A 17,267-nucleotide genomic window follows, 5' to 3' on the forward strand; every position below is an offset into this window, starting at 1 on the left:
GCTTATTCCCGGGACTTTTTATCCGCTATATTTCCATAATTATTGGAAGTATCATAGGATTTCTTTTGGTCTTATGGTATAAATAGTCACGTAAGATATCCTTAATGGTGTTTTTTATCAGCAGGCAGTTTTTCCCTTGGCATTTGGCAATAGCCTCCTTGCAAACCTGCTTTACTTCATCCATAAACGCCTCCGATTCCCGCATGTAAACAAAGCCTCTTGAAATGATATCAGGCCCTGTAATAATGCCGGAGGTTTCCTTCTGTATTGTAAGAACTACAATAATCAACCCATCCTCCGATAGGTGCTTTCTGTCCCTTAAAACGACGTTTCCGACATCCCCTATGCCCAGTCCGTCAACAAGCACCTTCCCAGACGGAACAGTCCCTCTTATACGGGCTTCACTGGAATTTATCTCAAGAACCTGCCCTATTTCCATGATCAGAGTTCTCTCCTTTTCCATTCCAAGACCCTGAGCGAGGTTGGCATGCTGCCTTAAGTGCCTGTATTCTCCATGCACCGGGAGAAAAAATTTAGGATTTACAAGCCTGTGCATAAGCTTAAGCTCCTCTTGACATGCGTGCCCCGAAACGTGAATATCGGCAAGCGCCTCATATATAACATCGGCACCTTTTCTGAACAGCTCGTTGATTACCCCGGATACCGATTTTTCATTTCCGGGAATAGGAGTGGCAGAAATAACCACAAGATCTCCCGGAGCTATTTCTACCTGCCGGTGAGCCCCCAGTGCCATTCTGGTAAGCGCGGACATGGGCTCTCCCTGACTTCCCGTTGAAACAATAACAAGCTGCTCGGGCCTGTAGTTTTTTATCTTATCAATATCCACAAGCATACCCTCAGGCACAGTCAGGTATCCCAGCTCTATTGCCTTATTGCTGACATTAACCATGCTTCTTCCGCAAATGGCCACCTTCCGGCCGTATTTGGCTGCGGCGTTTACCACCTGCTGAACCCTGTGAATATTTGATGCAAAGGTAGCAACAAGTATTCTGCTCCTCGCATTCATGAATATCTCTTCAAAGGTTTCTCCCACTGTTCTTTCCGACATGGTGTACCCGGGCCGCTCAACATTTGTGCTGTCGCACATCAGCAGCATAACACCCTTTTTCCCCAGCTCCGCAAAGCGTGCCAAATCTATTGACTCTCCTGAAATAGGCGTATAATCCACCTTAAAATCCGAGGTGTGGACAACTATTCCTATAGGTGTGTGAATTGCCAGTGCCACAGCATCTGCTATGCTGTGAGTGGAGCGTATGAATTCAACTCTGAAAACACCAAGATTTATGGTCTGTCCCTGCGTTACCGTCTGCAGGTGGCATTTTGAAAGCATTCCGTGCTCTTCAAGCTTGTATTCCAGCAAGCCCAGTGTAAGTCTGGTTCCATAGACGGGAACGTTCACATCTCTGAGTACATATGGAAGCGCTCCTATATGGTCCTCATGCCCATGAGTTAAAACAATTCCCTTTACGCGCTCTTTATTCTTAGCCAGATATGTAGTATCCGGCAGCACCAGATCTATTCCCAGCATTTCATCATCGGGAAACGCCATGCCGCAGTCCACCACAATAATGTCTTCCCCATACTCGAATACCGTAATATTTTTCCCAATCTCTCCGAGCCCTCCAAGGGGAATGATTTTAAGTTTTTTTCTACCCTTTGCCACTATAACCCTCCTATTGCTATTTACACTTAAAGTGTTGACACATTTATATATTTTTAATACATTTCTCTCCGCATCGACTGCCGCCCCTGTCAAACAGCAAATGACATGGCCTGACATAATATTGTACAGTATGCCATATTATTTATATTGTGCTATTCAAATAATACCACACACCGGTTCCTTTGGCAAACCACAACTCACCGCCGTATTTAAAGATTTCTTATTAATTTTAATATTCTGCCGGCAGATACAGCCTTGTTTTTTGTCGAAATATTGTTGCCGCAACAACCGTCACGTAAAAGCTTTATTATATGAATACAGAACAAATTTTATTTGCAGGAGGAATGAGATATGGATTATTATATAATATGTAGCGATAAAGATTTTACATGGAGGATATAACTTGATGGAAGAAATTTTTTTGACCCGTAAGGAATACATCTAAGAAAAGTGCCTGATGACAGACCCGGGAGACATTTCCCCGCAAGGCATCTTTTCGTTGCTATTAAAAATTTCTGTAAGCAATTATATCCTCTATGTTTGTAAAATCTTTATCGCGTCCTATATGAAAGCATGTCTCGCAAAGGATATTTTTTCTTTACTTTTGTTTTATGCACCCCTTTTCATACTGCTTCATATCTAAAATTGCGGAAATCTGCATATCCGCCTATTTCTTTTTCTGCATAATAGAATATTCCTATACGATACCCCGTAAAAACATCCAAGGTATAGAGCATATGCAGATTGCTTCCGATTTTCGTCCACCCTATGCCATCTTTAGAGAAATAAAACATAGCCATATCCCTGCTATTTTCAAAATCAAAAGCAATCTTTAAGAAAATACACTCTCCCGCCAGTAAAGCATATTCCTCGTCTCTCTGCTGCACGTCGGAATCTTTTTTAGCGATGACAATTCTTTTTGAACCGCTATCGTCAGCTTTTACTCCCACTATCCCATAGTTGCTTTGGAACGCCGCAAGTCCGGCATAATCTCCGGCTTTCATTCCTTCCGTTTCCAATTCTACAGTAAAAGCACATTTGGGACCGGCAGTTCTTTGGGTTAATGTATTTCTGGCCGACAAAATATCCTTGGCCAGAGATTGCGTCCGTAACCGCAAATATCCGGGATGCTCAACAAACGACCAGCAGCCTCTTTCAGCATTGTGGTTCCATTGCCACCGTAAATCCATTTTATCTTCATCATGATTAAAGCTGTCACTTATTATCAGTGGTTTAGCCTCATACCTCTCAAACGGTATATCAAAGCTTTCAGGCACCTTTCCGTCTATACCCGGCACCGGCCATTCATTGCTCCATGAAACGGGAAGCAAATATGGAATCCTTCCGACAGCTCCATGATCCTGAAACAGAATGGAATACCATTTACCGTCAGGCGTATCAATTATAGCTCCTTGAGCAATTCCCTGATTGTGATAACCCATATCATCATCAAGAAGAATCTTTCTCTCATATTCTCCCAAAAGGTCTTTTGAACGGTAGCATATTACGCGTCTTCTCCCATGTCCATCACTTGGCCATTCAATGAATAGAAGATAATAATATCCGTTTATCCTGTATGCCCTGCATCCCTCACAACGCAACCGCATATTTTCGGACGGAGTACTAAAAAGGAGCTGATTTATGCCCCCCTCTTTCACTCCCGACAGATCATCCTTTAACTCAGCTATTCTGACATCTCCGCAATTATAAATTAAATACGGCTTGCCATTATCGAACAGAAAAGACATGTCGTGATAAATGCCTTCAATTACATATCTATTCCAGCCGCTTTTTTCTATATCATCAGTGTAATAAATATAGGTCCTGTGCATATCATTGCATACAAAACACGCATAATACATCCCCTGATAATATTTCAGACTGGTAGCCCACTGACCCTTTCCGTATGCGTTCTTTCCATTTTTTAGCTGGTAAATGTCGTTATCCTCAATAATATCAAATATATACGAAACAATTTCCCAGTGGCACAAATCCTTTGATTTCAAGATTGGGCCTCCGGGCGTCACAAACATAGTTGTAGTTACCATATAAAATGTATCACCAACACGTATAACATCAGGATCTGGGAAATCAGCCCATATGATAGGATTTTGAACCCTCATTTTATAGCTTCTCCTTTTCCTTTTAACACTATATAAATTCGGATATAAACTATCTAAAAAGAATGTAAAATAATTTCCGGAAGAATAATTTCCCCGGAATACGTGACCGCGCTGCAATTTAGGCTAACTAAAGTCACAAGCGTCTTCTACAGGTATACATGCTTCTGTAGTTAGAGTAGAAATTATTCTGGAGGATATTATTTTACATCCTCTGTTATCCCATATGCAAAAGCCTAAATTATATAGGACTCCATCTTTTCCGTTTTGACAGCGGGCACCCCGCATCCGCAAGCTTTGCCCTGATTCGGATAAAGCATCCGCATTGCAGGCAGGTCACCCCAAATTCAAGATATTTGCAGTCCCTGCATTGCGACAGCCTGTACTCATAGGTGCTATCGTCAACAAGCCTTATCTTTTTTATCTTAGTCAGCTTGTCAATGGCTTCATTAATCTGTTGCTCTGAAATTTGTGTATGTGTGCTTATGTTTTCCGAGCAGCTTTTGCATTTCACTTCCATCATAAAAATCACCTCAAAAAACCCGCTTTATACAATTTCCAGAACAACCACCGACTTTGGAGGAATTCTGCACTTAACGCCGTTGCTTTCTATTGCGGCATCATTAAACACTTTAATTTCAACCTGATTTCCGTCTTCAAACGTGTTTAATGAATTCATTTCTTCCGCTGTAAGAATTTTTCCGCTTACACTCTGTACCGCCGTTCCTCTTATATCAATATCAATTTCCGAATCCTCCCGGTGGTTGAGATTACAAATAGAAACATGGATTTTCCCCTCCCTGTCCAGAGATGAGGAAACACTAAGCTGCGGGATTTTATCCCCATTATACGTATATTCGGAATTCTCAAGCTCAACTGCCAGAAGCTGTGCATCCTGATGCACCTTATACATGTCAAAGACATGGTATGTGGGAGTTAAAAGCATTTTATCCCCCTCAGTCAGAATTACCGCCTGCAGGACATTAACCGTCTGTGCTATGTTTGCCATTTGCACCCTATCACAGTGGTTATTGAAAACATTCAGGTTTATCCCGGCAACCAGCGCATCCCTAAGAGTATTCTGCTGATACAAAAAGCCGGGATTGGTGCCCGGTTCCACGTCATACCATGTACCCCACTCATCCACTATCAGCCCAACCTTCTTTTCCGGGTCATACTTATCCATTATGGTGCTGTGCCCGGCCACAAGCTCCTCCATATATAACGTGCGCTTAAGTGTATTGAACCAGTCCTCCTCGCCAAACACTGTTGCAGATCCCTTTACCGTATTGAATTCACCCGGCACGGTATAATAGTGTAAGCTGAGCCCCTGCATAAAACGGCCGGCTTCTTTCATCAGAACCTCCGTCCATCCATAGTCCGAAACATTTGGCCCGCATGCAATCTTGAAAACAACATTTTTGCCGAAGTTTCTGACATAGGTGGCATATCTTTTGTACAAATCCGCATAATATTCAGGCCGCATGTTTCCCCCGCAGCCCCAGTTTTCATTGCCAATTCCGAAGTATTTCAGCCCCCACGGCTCTTCCTTCCCATTCTCCCTTCTTAAATCAGCCATCGGGGATTTCCCGTCAAAAGTCATGTATTCTATCCATTGCTGCATTTCCCTTACTGTTCCGCTTCCCACATTTCCACAGATATATGGTTCAGCACCAATCATTTCACATAGCTCTAAAAATTCATGAGTACCAAAATGATTATTTTCTACCACACCGCCCCAATGAGTATTTATCATATACGGCCTTTTATCCCTGGGCCCTATTCCGTCCATCCAATGATATTCATCTGCAAAACAGCCTCCCGGCCATCTTAAAACAGGTATTTTCATGTTTTTCAGCGCTTCCACAACATCTGTCCGAAAACCGTTTATATTCGGAATCTCCGAATCTTCTCCAACCCATATTCCCTCGTATATGCACCTTCCCAGATGCTCCGAAAAATGCCCGTAAATATTCTTGTTTATTTTCCCCTTTTTAATATCCGCATTCAATACCATTTTTGCCATACGCAAATTCTCCTCCTAAGCACCTGATTATTTTTTAACTATTACTTTTGTTTTTACAAGCCTTAAATCTTTGTTCAAATCAAGCTCCTCTGTAAGATCCATCACCGGATACCCTTCATTATCAAATTGTACTCTGCGGATACCGCTGCTTCTTGGTCCGTCTATGCCATATCTGGCATGATAAGCATTATAGCAGTTGCCATCTTCATCGAATACATAAGAATTATGACCCGGTCCATATTCTCCGTTTACCGAGCGGGATGTGAGATACGGATAGTTTCCCTTTGTCCAACTGTTTACATCCAGCAAATCGGCTCCTCTTTCAGCCGTTAGCATACCTACACAGTAGGTGGCATCTATAAGCGCGCCGGAGAAGGTAACAAATATATACTCGTTGGCAATAATGGCAAATGGACCTTCATCCACAATAACATTATTATTCTCCCATCCATATTCGGGCTTGCAGATTAAAACAGGATCATTTATAAGCCTCCATGGCGCTTTAGGGTCCACATTGGCAATGTACAGCCATGAGCCTTGATCCACAGGCGAAAACTGTCGCTGTGCCCACATAACATAGTGCCTGCCGTCAGCCGCGAAATAAGTCATATCCAGTGTTATACCCGAATCAAACAGATAGCCTCCATCCTTTTTCTGAACTCTTACAGGCATTTCCCAGTCATTAGCATAGATGGGATTGCCGCCTGCTTTCAATTTCATTACATGAGAATGAATATTGCCGAATACTCCGCTGTCCTCTAATGTACCGTCGCTGCCGGCAAAAAATATATACAGCTCATCCCCCACTATATGAAGCTCAGGTGCCCAGAAAAATTTATTAATGTGTGAGTAGGCTTTATCGTCTAAAATCAGGCTTTCTCTTGCATTTACAAGGCCTGGAATGGTTTTAGCCTCACGAAGATATATTCCTTGCGGGATGGAAGCATCATCGTTAGTGGCTATAAAATAGTATTTGTTTTTCCATTTTATAATACATGGGTCTGCACGGTTGACAGCTATAGGAAATTTATACGTATCCTGATGTACTATGCCTGTAATTGCATAAGTACCGTCTACATCCCAATCAATCCCCGTCGTATCCCACACCACTTTCTTAACAGCTTTTGAGCCGTCGTTATAAACAGCGGTGGCTTTTACCCTTTCCACATCAATTGGAGACGCAGCATTTACTGTTTCCTCCACCCGGATTTCGGTATTTTTAAGAACAGACAATTTAGTCTTTACTCTGTTTCCAATTTCCCGGGATATGCCTATTACATTGCGCTCAACCGCCCCCTCAATAGCTGTCGGTGCAGATTCAATTGAAAAAGCAGAGGCTGCTTTAGGCTGGGAAGCACTGCCCAAATCTGAAAAATCAGGCATTGTGTTTTTGAAATAATTCCCCGATGCATCGCACCAGGTGATTTCATATATCTTTGTATCCGGGTTATATTCGCAAATTGCGTCACTTACAAATGTATTGCCCTTTAAATCAATCAGACCTATCTCTTCGTAGCTCAATAAATCAGATGAGGTAAACAATATTATACATCCCTTGCTTTGGGAATCATTTTCACCGTCAAATTCAGTGCGCTCTGCTATAACACCAAAGGCACCGTCCGCCATATAAAATATATAAGGGTTCTTTAAGCTCTTTGCATTCAAGGTTCCGTCTTCATTGCTGGTTGCCTTTGCAAATAAGACTCCTGAATTATGATTTAGCCCCTCATAGGCTTTTCCATCCTTACTAACAGCCAAATGCATACTATACGCCAGCTTGGGGGAATATATCAAATTGTCCAAGGGAGTTCTTGTATAGCATAAAATATAAGTATAATCTTGATTTGATTGGTAATCATTCAAATCTTCCATTTGTAATTCTCTCCTTTATTTGAAAAAATTGCAACTTATCCCTTAACCCCTCCCAGCACAATTCCCTTCACAAAATACTTCTGAAGGAATGGGTATACCGAAATGATGGGAAGCGAACCCAGAAAAATCTGAGCGGCTCTCAGTGTCCTGTCCGATATGGTAGCCAGTTCCTCTATCTCCCTTCTTGTCAGCATATTGAAATTCCTCTGTACCACAATGGTTTGTATATAGCTTTGCAGTGGATAATTCTTTGGATTATTCATCAGTATAAGTCCGTCAAACCAACTGTTCCAATGGCCTACCAGAGAAAACAGCAATATTGTTGCCAGCGCGGGGGTTGAAACCGGCACGTAAATCTTCCATAAGGTAGTCCAATGCCCTGCACCGTCTATAAAAGCCGCTTCGCTTAATTCCTTCGGCACCTCCCTGAAAAAGTTCAAAAGCAGAATAACGCTGAATACAGGCACAGCTCCGGGCAGAATAAGAGCCCATATCTTATCTATCAATCCCATTTGCTTGATTATCATATACCAAGGAATCAACCCTCCCGCGAACAGCATGGTAAGAAAAAATGCCCATGCATAAAATGTACGGAATCGAAATTCCCTTGTTTCTTTAGATAAGGGATATGCCACAAGAATAGTCAGCAATACGTTGATTGCTCCGCCTAGTGCGATTCGCTGAACTGATGTAAGCATAGCTGCCCAGAATGCAGACCTTCGTGCAACATACTGATAAGAGTTTAATGAAAATTCTACCGGCCAGAATGTCACGCTGTTTGCAGCCGCAGCCGAACTTGAGCTGAATGAAACAGCGGCTATATGAATCAGAGGCATAAGGCAAATGAACGCCGCAAAAATAAGGAAAGTAGAATTAAGTATATTAAAAATGCTGATTTTTTGTAATTTATTAGACAAAAAAATCCCCCCTAGAAAATTCTGTAATCAGCAAAACGGTATGCACAGAAATAGGACACTGAAATGAAAACAAAGGAAACCAGTGATTTGAAAAGTCCGACCGCAGTAGCAACTCCGTACTGTGCCTCAAGCAAGCCAAGTCTGTACACAAGTGTATCTATTATATCTCCGCTCTCATAAACCGGCGGACTATATAAATTGAATATTTGATCAAATCCTGCGTTTAAAATATTTCCCAGGCTCAGCACCATAAGCAGCACTATAACCATCCTCATGCCAGGCAAAGTAATATTGAGTGTTTGTTTCCACCGATTTGCGCCATCAACACGAGCCGCTTCATATAAGCTTGGGTCTATACCGGTTATTGCCGCCAGATATATAATCGTCCCATATCCGAACTCTTTCCATGTTTCCGTAATGACCATGGTAGTCGGGAACCATTTATTGCTCCCAAGGAAAAAAATCGGTTCTATTCCCAAAAGCCCCAAAAAGCCGTTAACTATACCCCCCGAAGGTGATAGCATGTCAATAAATATGCCGCCAAGTACAACCCATGATAAAAAGTGCGGCAAATATATGGCTGTCTGAATCCCTCTTCTCAAGCCGGAATTTCTGACTTCATTAATCAATATGGATATTACCAGAGGAATGAAGAGTCCCAAAACGATCTTCATCAACGCTATGGAAATGGTATTCCACAATACGCTATGGAAATTCGGCATTCCAAAAACATACGAAAAGTTTTCGAGACCAATCCATTTCTGATTTCCGAACAAACCCTTTACGGGTATAAATTTTTGGAAAGCAATAATAATCCCCGCCATGGGAATATAGCTGAATATTATTAACAAAATAAATCCAGGCAATATCATTAAATGCAACGGAAGCTCTTTTTTTATCTTTACATTTAGCAATTGAATGCCCCCTTTGGACAGTAAATATGAGTTTGTATCCTAATTTATATAGTAAGGAAAGGAGACACGCACGAGCTTGAATCCTTTCCTTACAGCATAAGACGAGTATACTATTTCGCTTTTACAGAATCGTACCACTCATTAACTTCTTTAGTCATATCAGCCCCGCCCAGCTTATTCCAATCGGCTACAAACTTATCAAACTCATTGATAGAAGCAGCTCCCATAATAATTTTTACGAATACCTCTTTTTCCATCTTATCGAGCGTGGTCTTCTTTTCAGTAATTGTCTTGGTTGGCGCTCCTACAAACTTTTCACTGAGGAGCTGGTTGTTTTCCCTGTATTGTACCATGTTGCGGAAAACTCCATCTTTTCCGTAAATCTTCTCCCATCCCCATTGAGTTGTGTCGCCTTTTTCATAAGCTTCTATATTTGCCTGAATACTCTTGGGCTCATCAATCAATTTACTGAAATCATTATTCTTTCTTGCTTCATCAATAGCCACAAACGCTTCGGTGTTCTTAAAAGGAGGCGCCGGGCATACAGGAGAGAATTTCCATACTCCTACTCCGCCGTTTTCCTTTGGCATATAGTATTTATTAAAGTCTGCTGTCTCACCCCAGCATTTTTCCAGATGCATATTCATGAGCTTTACAAGTGCTTCAGGATGTTTATATCCTTTTTTAACTGCAAATATTCTTGTCTGGTTAAACTTGAGCGGAACCATAACCTTTTGGCTATCGGCGGAAGTGAGCGGATATCCTGTCCAGTCGGCATTTTTGTCATTATTATAGTTACTTATCAGCGGATACATGGGGTTCCACTGCGCGCCATAGTCAATGCCCACTTTTCCGGCGGCTATAGTTTCAGCCACCTTAGATCCATCCTTAATACCGAATTCCTTGTCGATTTGTCCCACCTTATACATATCAGCCAGCTTTTGAAGGGCTACCTTCGTTTCCGGCAATGTACTGCCCCATGCAAGCTTCCCGGAGCTATCCTCTACCCACATATTGGGGTATGCATGATAACCCGCGAAAAAGCCTTCTGTTCCCATACATCCGCTATATAAATCCTTGGTAATTGGAATTCCGTAAGTGTCATTCTTTCCGTTTCCGTCGGGGTCCCTTGTTGTAAAGGCTTCTGCTATCTTCAAGACATCATCCATTGTCTTAGGGGGATCTAAATTCAGTTTTTTCAGCCAATCGTTCCTTATCCACAGGTATTGGGCCAATTCGTTAATAGCAAGAATTTCGGGAACGGCCATCATTTTACCGTTAAAGGTAACGGAATCAATATTTCCCGAACCCTCCTCAGTCATATATTTCTTTAACAAATCCGACGCATAATCGTTATAATATTGGGTCATATCTTCAACCATGTCTGAGTCAATAAGCTGCTTCAATTGGGGGGGATTGACAAGAATAACATCCGGAAGCTCTCCCGATGCCAGAGTCACATTGATTTTTTGAACAAATGCATCGGAAACTTCATTTCCCTTTACAGTCCAATCATATTTTATATTAATACCCAGTTCATCTTTGTAGGTCCTGGTCCAACGGTTGTCCTCAAGTGTTTCTCCAGGTGTTTTAGGCAATATGTTTGCCGCAAGATCATCGTCTATACCGCGTACAAAAGAAATATCAATAGCGGGCTCGTATTTACCCAAGGGACTCTTATCCCCTCCTTGAGCAGAAGCCCCGGTTGATTCGTTTCCCTGTTCTGCCGTGCTTGATGCCGAATTATTATCTTTAGAGCTATTCCCACAGCCTGCCACTAGTGAAACTAATAGAAAAAGAGCTACAGTCAAGGCAATTATTTTCTTAAAATAGCTAATCTTCATTTTCTTCCTCCCAATAATTTTAATTGAGGCCTCAATTAAAATTATACTAGCTATGCAATGTCATTTCCATACACATGTTTTTACCTTGTTATCAATTGTTTACTTGTCGATTTGCCAAACATGCAGTATAATTATCCGGGCTTTACTTTGTTGTCATTTGTTTACCCGTCAGGTATGCCTCATGATATTCTTGAGGAGAACAGCCGGCTACCTTTCTAAAAAATCTTGTAAAAGAGGCCGCGCTTTCATACCCAACCGATTTTGCAACCTCATGAATTTTCACACTTTGTTTTTCCAATAGCTCCTTGGCCTTTTTTCTCCTTGCATTATCTATAAAATCAGAAAGGTTTGTTCCTGTAACCTGTTTATATAAGCGGGAAAGGTATGACGGGTTCAAGTATACCTGCTCGGCAAGTCTTACCAGAGAAAGATCCTCACTTAAGTGCTGCTCTATAAACCCCTGTATATGGTTAATTTCACTGTCGGCTCTCTTGTTTTGCTCCTCGCTTTGTATTTTGAAAATAATATCTGAAAGACTATAAATGTACTCTACTCCTTCTTCCCATGATTCATGCTTATCTATTCGCATTAACCTGTTTTGGTCGATACAAAATGCAATCTTTTGGGTAAGCTTACACCGATTTATATAAGACAAAAGGCTTAAGGCTACCTTATAATAGGCTTCTATCGCTATATTGCTGTTTTTGCTCCTGATAGCTTTTAAAGGGTCAATCAATCGGATTAATGTTTCAAAGAACTTATCTCTTTGTCCCGATTCAAGATATAATTCAAGCGTATGCAGCTCCTTCTGCCTCAAAATCCCCTCCAGAGCTTCGCTGCCTGCTTCCAGCTCGGGAACCTCAGAGGCTGTATTTAAAATATTGTTTTTGAATTCCTTATCAATCAGAAGCATTTCAATTCCTGTTCCAATCCGAAAATTGAGCAGTTGATTCAGGGAATGATACTTTTTTGATACATCTTCCCATACGCAGGGCTCTCCGCCCAGAGCAAAGCTTATAGATGCGTTGATAGACTCGGTACAGGCAGCCTGAATCACTTCAAGGGTTCCCTTTAAAAACGAAATGGTCTTGGCATAAAAGGCCGCCGTTTCAGGCTGTTCACTGTTTGCAGCTTGCAGCTCCTTAGGCTGTATAAACAAAACGAATCTATAGCTTTCATTCAACACATTGACACTTCTTGTATTTGTATTCAAATACCGGCTCATAACAAGCTTTACCGAATAAAGATACTGTATTTTATCCCAGTAGGATAAGTCGGCCGGAATGTTGTCAACATGCCCCAGCAGCAAGATTACGGGCTTGTCGGGATACATTGGGATTTCAAGCTGTTCAAATTGAAGCTTGGTGATATTCAGTGAGGGATCTCCGTGCAGCAAATGAATGAAATAGTCCTTCTGGAACAGGTCACGGGCCATATTCATCTGCTCTTTTGCCTTATGAATCAAATCTTCAATTTTTATTCCCTTCTGTATCTCCTTAATAGCCTCCTCAACAACACTGATAACCTTATCGTGATCTTCGGTTTTCAGGATATAACTAACACCATTATGCTGAATAGCTTTATATACATATTCAAACTCGTCATAGCCTGTAAGAAATATCACCCTGCACTGAGGCCAGCTCCTATGAATGATATCCATCAATTCCAAGCCGTTAATCTCAGGCATTCTTATATCTGTCAGAACAATATCTATTCTGGTTCTATTCAGCCATTCAATTGCTTCTTCTCCCGAATAGGCCTTATAAACATCCAGATCAAGCGCTCTCATACTGCTGAATATTTCATATAACCCATTTACAATGATTTCTTCATCATCCACAATCAGCAATCTGTGCATGATCATCCCCTCCCGATATTTTAATTTTTAATATCACCTTGAGTCCTCCCAATTCACTTCTAAAAACATATAATCCACTTTTTTCACCAAACACCAGCTTAATGCGGCGATTTATATTTATAATTCCTGTAATTTGTGTATCCTCCCTGCTGTATTCCAGTGCTTTCTGCAATTCCGAAAGCCGTGCGTCCGCCATTTCATCTCCATTATCTTCAACGATAATATTCAGCCCTTTTTCATCCGCTTCAAAATTTATCCGTATAATACCGCCATTTTTTTTCTTTTCAATACCATGCTCAAATGCGTTCTCTATGATGGGCTGCAGAATAAGACGGGGTACCTTTAAATCGCTGTACATTTCGGGGCATTGTGCAAACTGTATTTGAACTCTTTTGGAAAAACGCATCAGTTGAATACTTGTATAGACCCCGGCATGGTTAACCTCATCCGAAAGCGGTATATAGTCCGATGAATTTCTTGTTACAAAGCGAAAATATTCTCCAAGATGCTTGGTAAATGGTATTAAATTTTCATCTCCAACCTTTGCCATGGTGTTTATCATAAAAAAGCTATTATACAAAAAGTGTGGATTTATTTGTGATTGCAGTTGTTTCAATTCGGCACGCTGCATCAGAATCTTTTGATTATATACCTGATCAATAAGCGTATTCAAATTTCTCGTCATATTGTTAAATCTTTTATAAAGATAACCGAATTCGTTATTGGAATCATGATTGATTGATACCTGTAAATCTCCGCTTTCTACTTTGCGGAAGGCCTTAACTAATGTTGCCAGCGGCTTGTGCATGAATTTATAGGTTGAAAATGAGTAAATAAGTATAATGCACACAGATACGATAGAAAAAACCCACACCCAAATATAATAACTCCAAAGGGGTTTCAATATGAATTCCTCAGGAATATATTTCAGCAAAATCATATTTAAATAATTTGATTTTGCATATACTATATAGTTTTTGGTATGCTCGGTTTTGTTAAATACCATTCCGCTGCTGCCATTCTTATCTAAATTGTCCAGGACACTATCAATTGATAAGGTATCGGCAGCATCAGATTTATTCATGATTATACCGTTGTCCGTAAGGTTTATAAGTATCGAGCCACTTCCCTCAAGGGTATTGAACTGGGCCAGTGCCTGCTCTAAAGCGTCCTGATTCAGTTCTATTGCTATTAGGTACAGGGGACTAGTATTGGATATGTTTTTTTGTTGAAGAGTACTCAAGTAGAGTCCTCCTTTAAAATTAATAATCTGAGCCCCTTTGATATCGGCAGGTACTCGTATTTCACGGTATCCTTCCATATCAATATTATCTATCCCCGTATTTGAAGAGACTGTTCTTCCTGCGGGAAAGATATACGCATTAACATTTTTTATATAAATGCTGCTGTTCTTTATAGTAACCAGCCTTTGCTGAAGCTGTCTTAAAGATTCAACTCTTTCATACATATTCATTATATTCCATCTGATCGCAAGTTTATTCAGGTACTCATCATTCAAGCAATCATATTGAAGGATTTTTATCCTTTCAATTTCTTTTTCCAAGCCTTCGAGATAAAAGGAGACCTGAGCGGCAGTGGATTTTGATATTTCATTTTTAACAGTATATAAGCTCCAGCTATTGATATATATTCCAAGCATATATATAGGAATTATTATGATGAGAAAAGTAACAATGAGCCGACTAAAAATACTGCTTCCCAATTTAAATTTCGGTATCTCCAAAGCATCACTCTTTTCATTTTTATTTGCTTCTATATATATAGCGATAAAGATTTTACATGGAGGATATAACTTGATGGAAGAAATTTTTTTGACCCGTAAGGAATACATCTAAGAAAAGCGCCTGATGACATACCCGTGAGACATTTCCCCGCAAGGCGTCTTTTCGTTGCTATTAAAAATTTCTGTAAGCAATTATAGCCTCCATGTTTGTAAAATCTTTATTGCATCCTATATATATTACAACAGGATAAAATAGCTACAAATACAGCTTCAAATTAGATATTTTAGAAAATTAATTACATGTAGAATGTTTTGTTATGCATAGTTGTAGTATACCTTCTTAAATAATTTTAATCAATAGTATCTTATTGGAAAATACTTCCATAAGAGAAGCGGAATTCGGCATAGAATAAAGGCCAATGGCTTCCGGGAATTCAAAACAGGAAGTCACTGGCCTTTATTTCATAATATTTACTTAATTATTTTAATATCCTAATTCTTAACCTGCAATGCAACAGAGATTCCCGGCTAAGCATTCACGCGCTTATTTACTCCCACTCTCCCCAAACCTCAGGCTTAAACCCCACCGCAGCCTGCCTTCCGTTCCTCACGATGGGTGTTTTAAGAAGCTTTGGGTTCTTGAAAAGCACCTCCTCCGCAACATTCCCCGTTCCAAGGTTTTGCATTCCAAGAGCTTTGTACTCCTTTGCACCTATGTTTATAAGCTCCTTTAGTCCTACCGCCCTTTTTACGCTTTCAAACTCACCCTTGCTAAGGCCGTACCTTTCCAGATCAACATACTGGTATTTAATTTTTCTTTCTTTAAAGTATCTCTCCGCCTTTTGCGTATCAAAACACTTCTTGACTCCGAAAATCTGAATATTCACAGTCCACACCGCCTTATATTCAGTATTTTCCAAGATACTGGCCAACCTCCCACTGAGTCACCACTTTTCTGTAGTCATTCCACTCACGGGTTTTTGCCTCTATATAGCTCTCAAAAACGTGCTCCCCAAGAGTCTCCTTAACCATGCTGCTCGCTCTCATGCACTCAACCGCCTCCTTAAGGCTCTCAGGAAGCCTGTCAATTCCAAACTCCCCTATGCGGCTCTCTGGAATATTGTAAATATTTCTTTCATAGGGATCCGGGGGCTGTATTTTTTGCTTTATTCCCTCAAGCCCCGCATTAAGTATCAGTGCCAAGGCAAGGTAAGGATTGCAGGTGGAGTCGGGGGTCCTTAATTCAATTCTGGTAGCTTCCCCTCTTGCAGCGGGAATCCTTATCATGGTGCTTCTGTTTTTTGCCGACCATGCCACATAGGTTGGTGCCTCATGCCCCGGCACCAGCCTTTTATAGGAATTTACAATAGGATTCGTTATAGCTGCTATCTCCCGGGCATACTTTATAAGCCCTCCTATAAACCAGTATGCCTCCTGGCTCATGCCTCTGGGGTCAGCCTCGCTGTAAAAAATGTTTTTGCCCTTTCTTAATATGGAAAGGTTGGTGTGCATACCCGAACCGCTTACCCCTGCAATGGGCTTGGGAATAAATGTGGCATAAAGGCCGCTGCGGTAGGCCACGGTTTTTACAACCTGTTTGAAGGTAAGTATACAATCGGCAATTGAAAGCCCGTCCTTATACCTGAAATCTATTTCATGCTGCCCAGGAGCATTCTCATGGTGCGAGGCTTCAATTTCAAAGCCCAGCTTTTCAAGCATATGGCACATAGCCCGTCTTGCATTTTCGCCTAAATCTACAGGGCCCAAGTCAAAATAGCCTCCCCTGTCCTGAGTTACAAGCTTTGGCTCTCCATTTTCATCGGTTATAAACAGGAAGAATTCACACTCAGGGCCTACGTTAAAGCAGTCATACCCCATATCCTCAAGTCCTTTCAATGCCTTTTTCAGTATATACCGGGGCGACCCTTGAAAGGCATTGCCGTCATCGGTAACTATATCACATATAAGGCGTGCCACTTTCCCGTCGTACTCATTCCACGGAAGTATTACAAAGGTATCGGTATCAGGTAGTAAGTACATGTCCGACTCCTCTATTCTTACAAAGCCGTCCACCGATGAGCCGTCAAACATGCATCCGCCGTCCAAGGCCACTTCAAGATTCTCGACTGTAATCGACACATTCTTGGAAATCCCAAAAATATCGGCAAATTGCAGGTTAATAAATTTAACATCATTTTCACTTGCCAGCCTGATAATATCTTCCTTAGAATATTTAGCCAAAGCCCATACCTCCAAACATATAATTAAAAATCTTAACAAATAGAACA

General features: G+C 41.0%; 12 protein-coding genes. All 12 read right to left on the minus strand.

All coding sequences use genetic code 11. The annotated features are described in order from the left end of the window. Positions 1-25: 25 nt before the first annotated feature. The 12 genes from DFR58_RS14355 to glnA all read right to left on the minus strand — a co-directional run bounded on the left by DFR58_RS14355 (position 26) and on the right by glnA (position 17,220). The gene (locus DFR58_RS14355) at positions 26-1,684 is read right to left on the minus strand and encodes a ribonuclease J (RefSeq protein ID WP_114298545.1); all 1,659 of its coding nucleotides are present in this window, start codon (positions 1,682-1,684) and stop codon (positions 26-28) included. 623 nt (positions 1,685-2,307) lie between these two features. Further along, on the minus strand, positions 2,308-3,807 hold the full coding sequence (locus tag DFR58_RS14360) for a glycoside hydrolase family 43 protein (RefSeq protein WP_114298546.1): 1,500 nt from the start codon (positions 3,805-3,807) through the stop codon (positions 2,308-2,310). A gap of 238 nt (positions 3,808-4,045) precedes the next feature. Next, positions 4,046-4,327, minus strand: coding sequence for a DUF6171 family protein (locus DFR58_RS14365; RefSeq protein ID WP_114298547.1), 282 nt, complete (start codon positions 4,325-4,327; stop codon positions 4,046-4,048). A gap of 24 nt (positions 4,328-4,351) precedes the next feature. After that, complete coding sequence (locus tag DFR58_RS14370; RefSeq protein WP_114298548.1) at positions 4,352-5,830, minus strand: alpha-N-arabinofuranosidase; 1,479 nt, start codon at positions 5,828-5,830, stop codon at positions 4,352-4,354. Between the two features lie 27 nt (positions 5,831-5,857). Continuing rightward, complete coding sequence (locus DFR58_RS14375; RefSeq protein ID WP_114298549.1) at positions 5,858-7,702, minus strand: family 43 glycosylhydrolase; 1,845 nt, start codon at positions 7,700-7,702, stop codon at positions 5,858-5,860. A 35-nt stretch (positions 7,703-7,737) separates the two neighbouring features. After that, complete coding sequence (locus tag DFR58_RS14380) at positions 7,738-8,619, minus strand: carbohydrate ABC transporter permease (protein ID WP_423230841.1); 882 nt, start codon at positions 8,617-8,619, stop codon at positions 7,738-7,740. 11 nt (positions 8,620-8,630) lie between these two features. Next, positions 8,631-9,533 (minus strand): ABC transporter permease, encoded by a 903-nt coding sequence (locus tag DFR58_RS14385; protein ID WP_114298551.1) that lies wholly within the window; start codon positions 9,531-9,533, stop codon positions 8,631-8,633. Between the two features lie 110 nt (positions 9,534-9,643). Continuing rightward, positions 9,644-11,377, minus strand: coding sequence for an extracellular solute-binding protein (locus tag DFR58_RS14390; protein ID WP_114298552.1), 1,734 nt, complete (start codon positions 11,375-11,377; stop codon positions 9,644-9,646). Positions 11,378-11,519: 142 nt separating this feature from the next. Further along, entirely contained in the window at positions 11,520-13,235 is a 1,716-nt protein-coding gene (locus tag DFR58_RS14395; RefSeq protein ID WP_114298553.1) for a response regulator transcription factor, read from the minus strand. After that, positions 13,210-14,979: a histidine kinase gene (locus tag DFR58_RS14400; protein WP_242987647.1), complete on the minus strand. Its 1,770-nt coding sequence runs from the start codon at positions 14,977-14,979 to the stop codon at positions 13,210-13,212. The genes DFR58_RS14395 and DFR58_RS14400 overlap by 26 nt, the downstream gene beginning before the upstream one ends. 548 nt (positions 14,980-15,527) lie before the next feature. Next, positions 15,528-15,866: an arsenate reductase family protein gene (locus DFR58_RS14405; RefSeq protein ID WP_114298604.1), complete on the minus strand. Its 339-nt coding sequence runs from the start codon at positions 15,864-15,866 to the stop codon at positions 15,528-15,530. Between the two features lie 19 nt (positions 15,867-15,885). Next, positions 15,886-17,220, minus strand: coding sequence for a type I glutamate--ammonia ligase (gene glnA, locus DFR58_RS14410; RefSeq protein WP_114298555.1), 1,335 nt, complete (start codon positions 17,218-17,220; stop codon positions 15,886-15,888). Positions 17,221-17,267: the final 47 nt, after the last annotated feature.

This window comes from Anaerobacterium chartisolvens (genome assembly GCF_003337415.1).
Classification (GTDB): Bacteria; Bacillota; Clostridia; order Acetivibrionales; family DSM-27016; genus Anaerobacterium; species Anaerobacterium chartisolvens.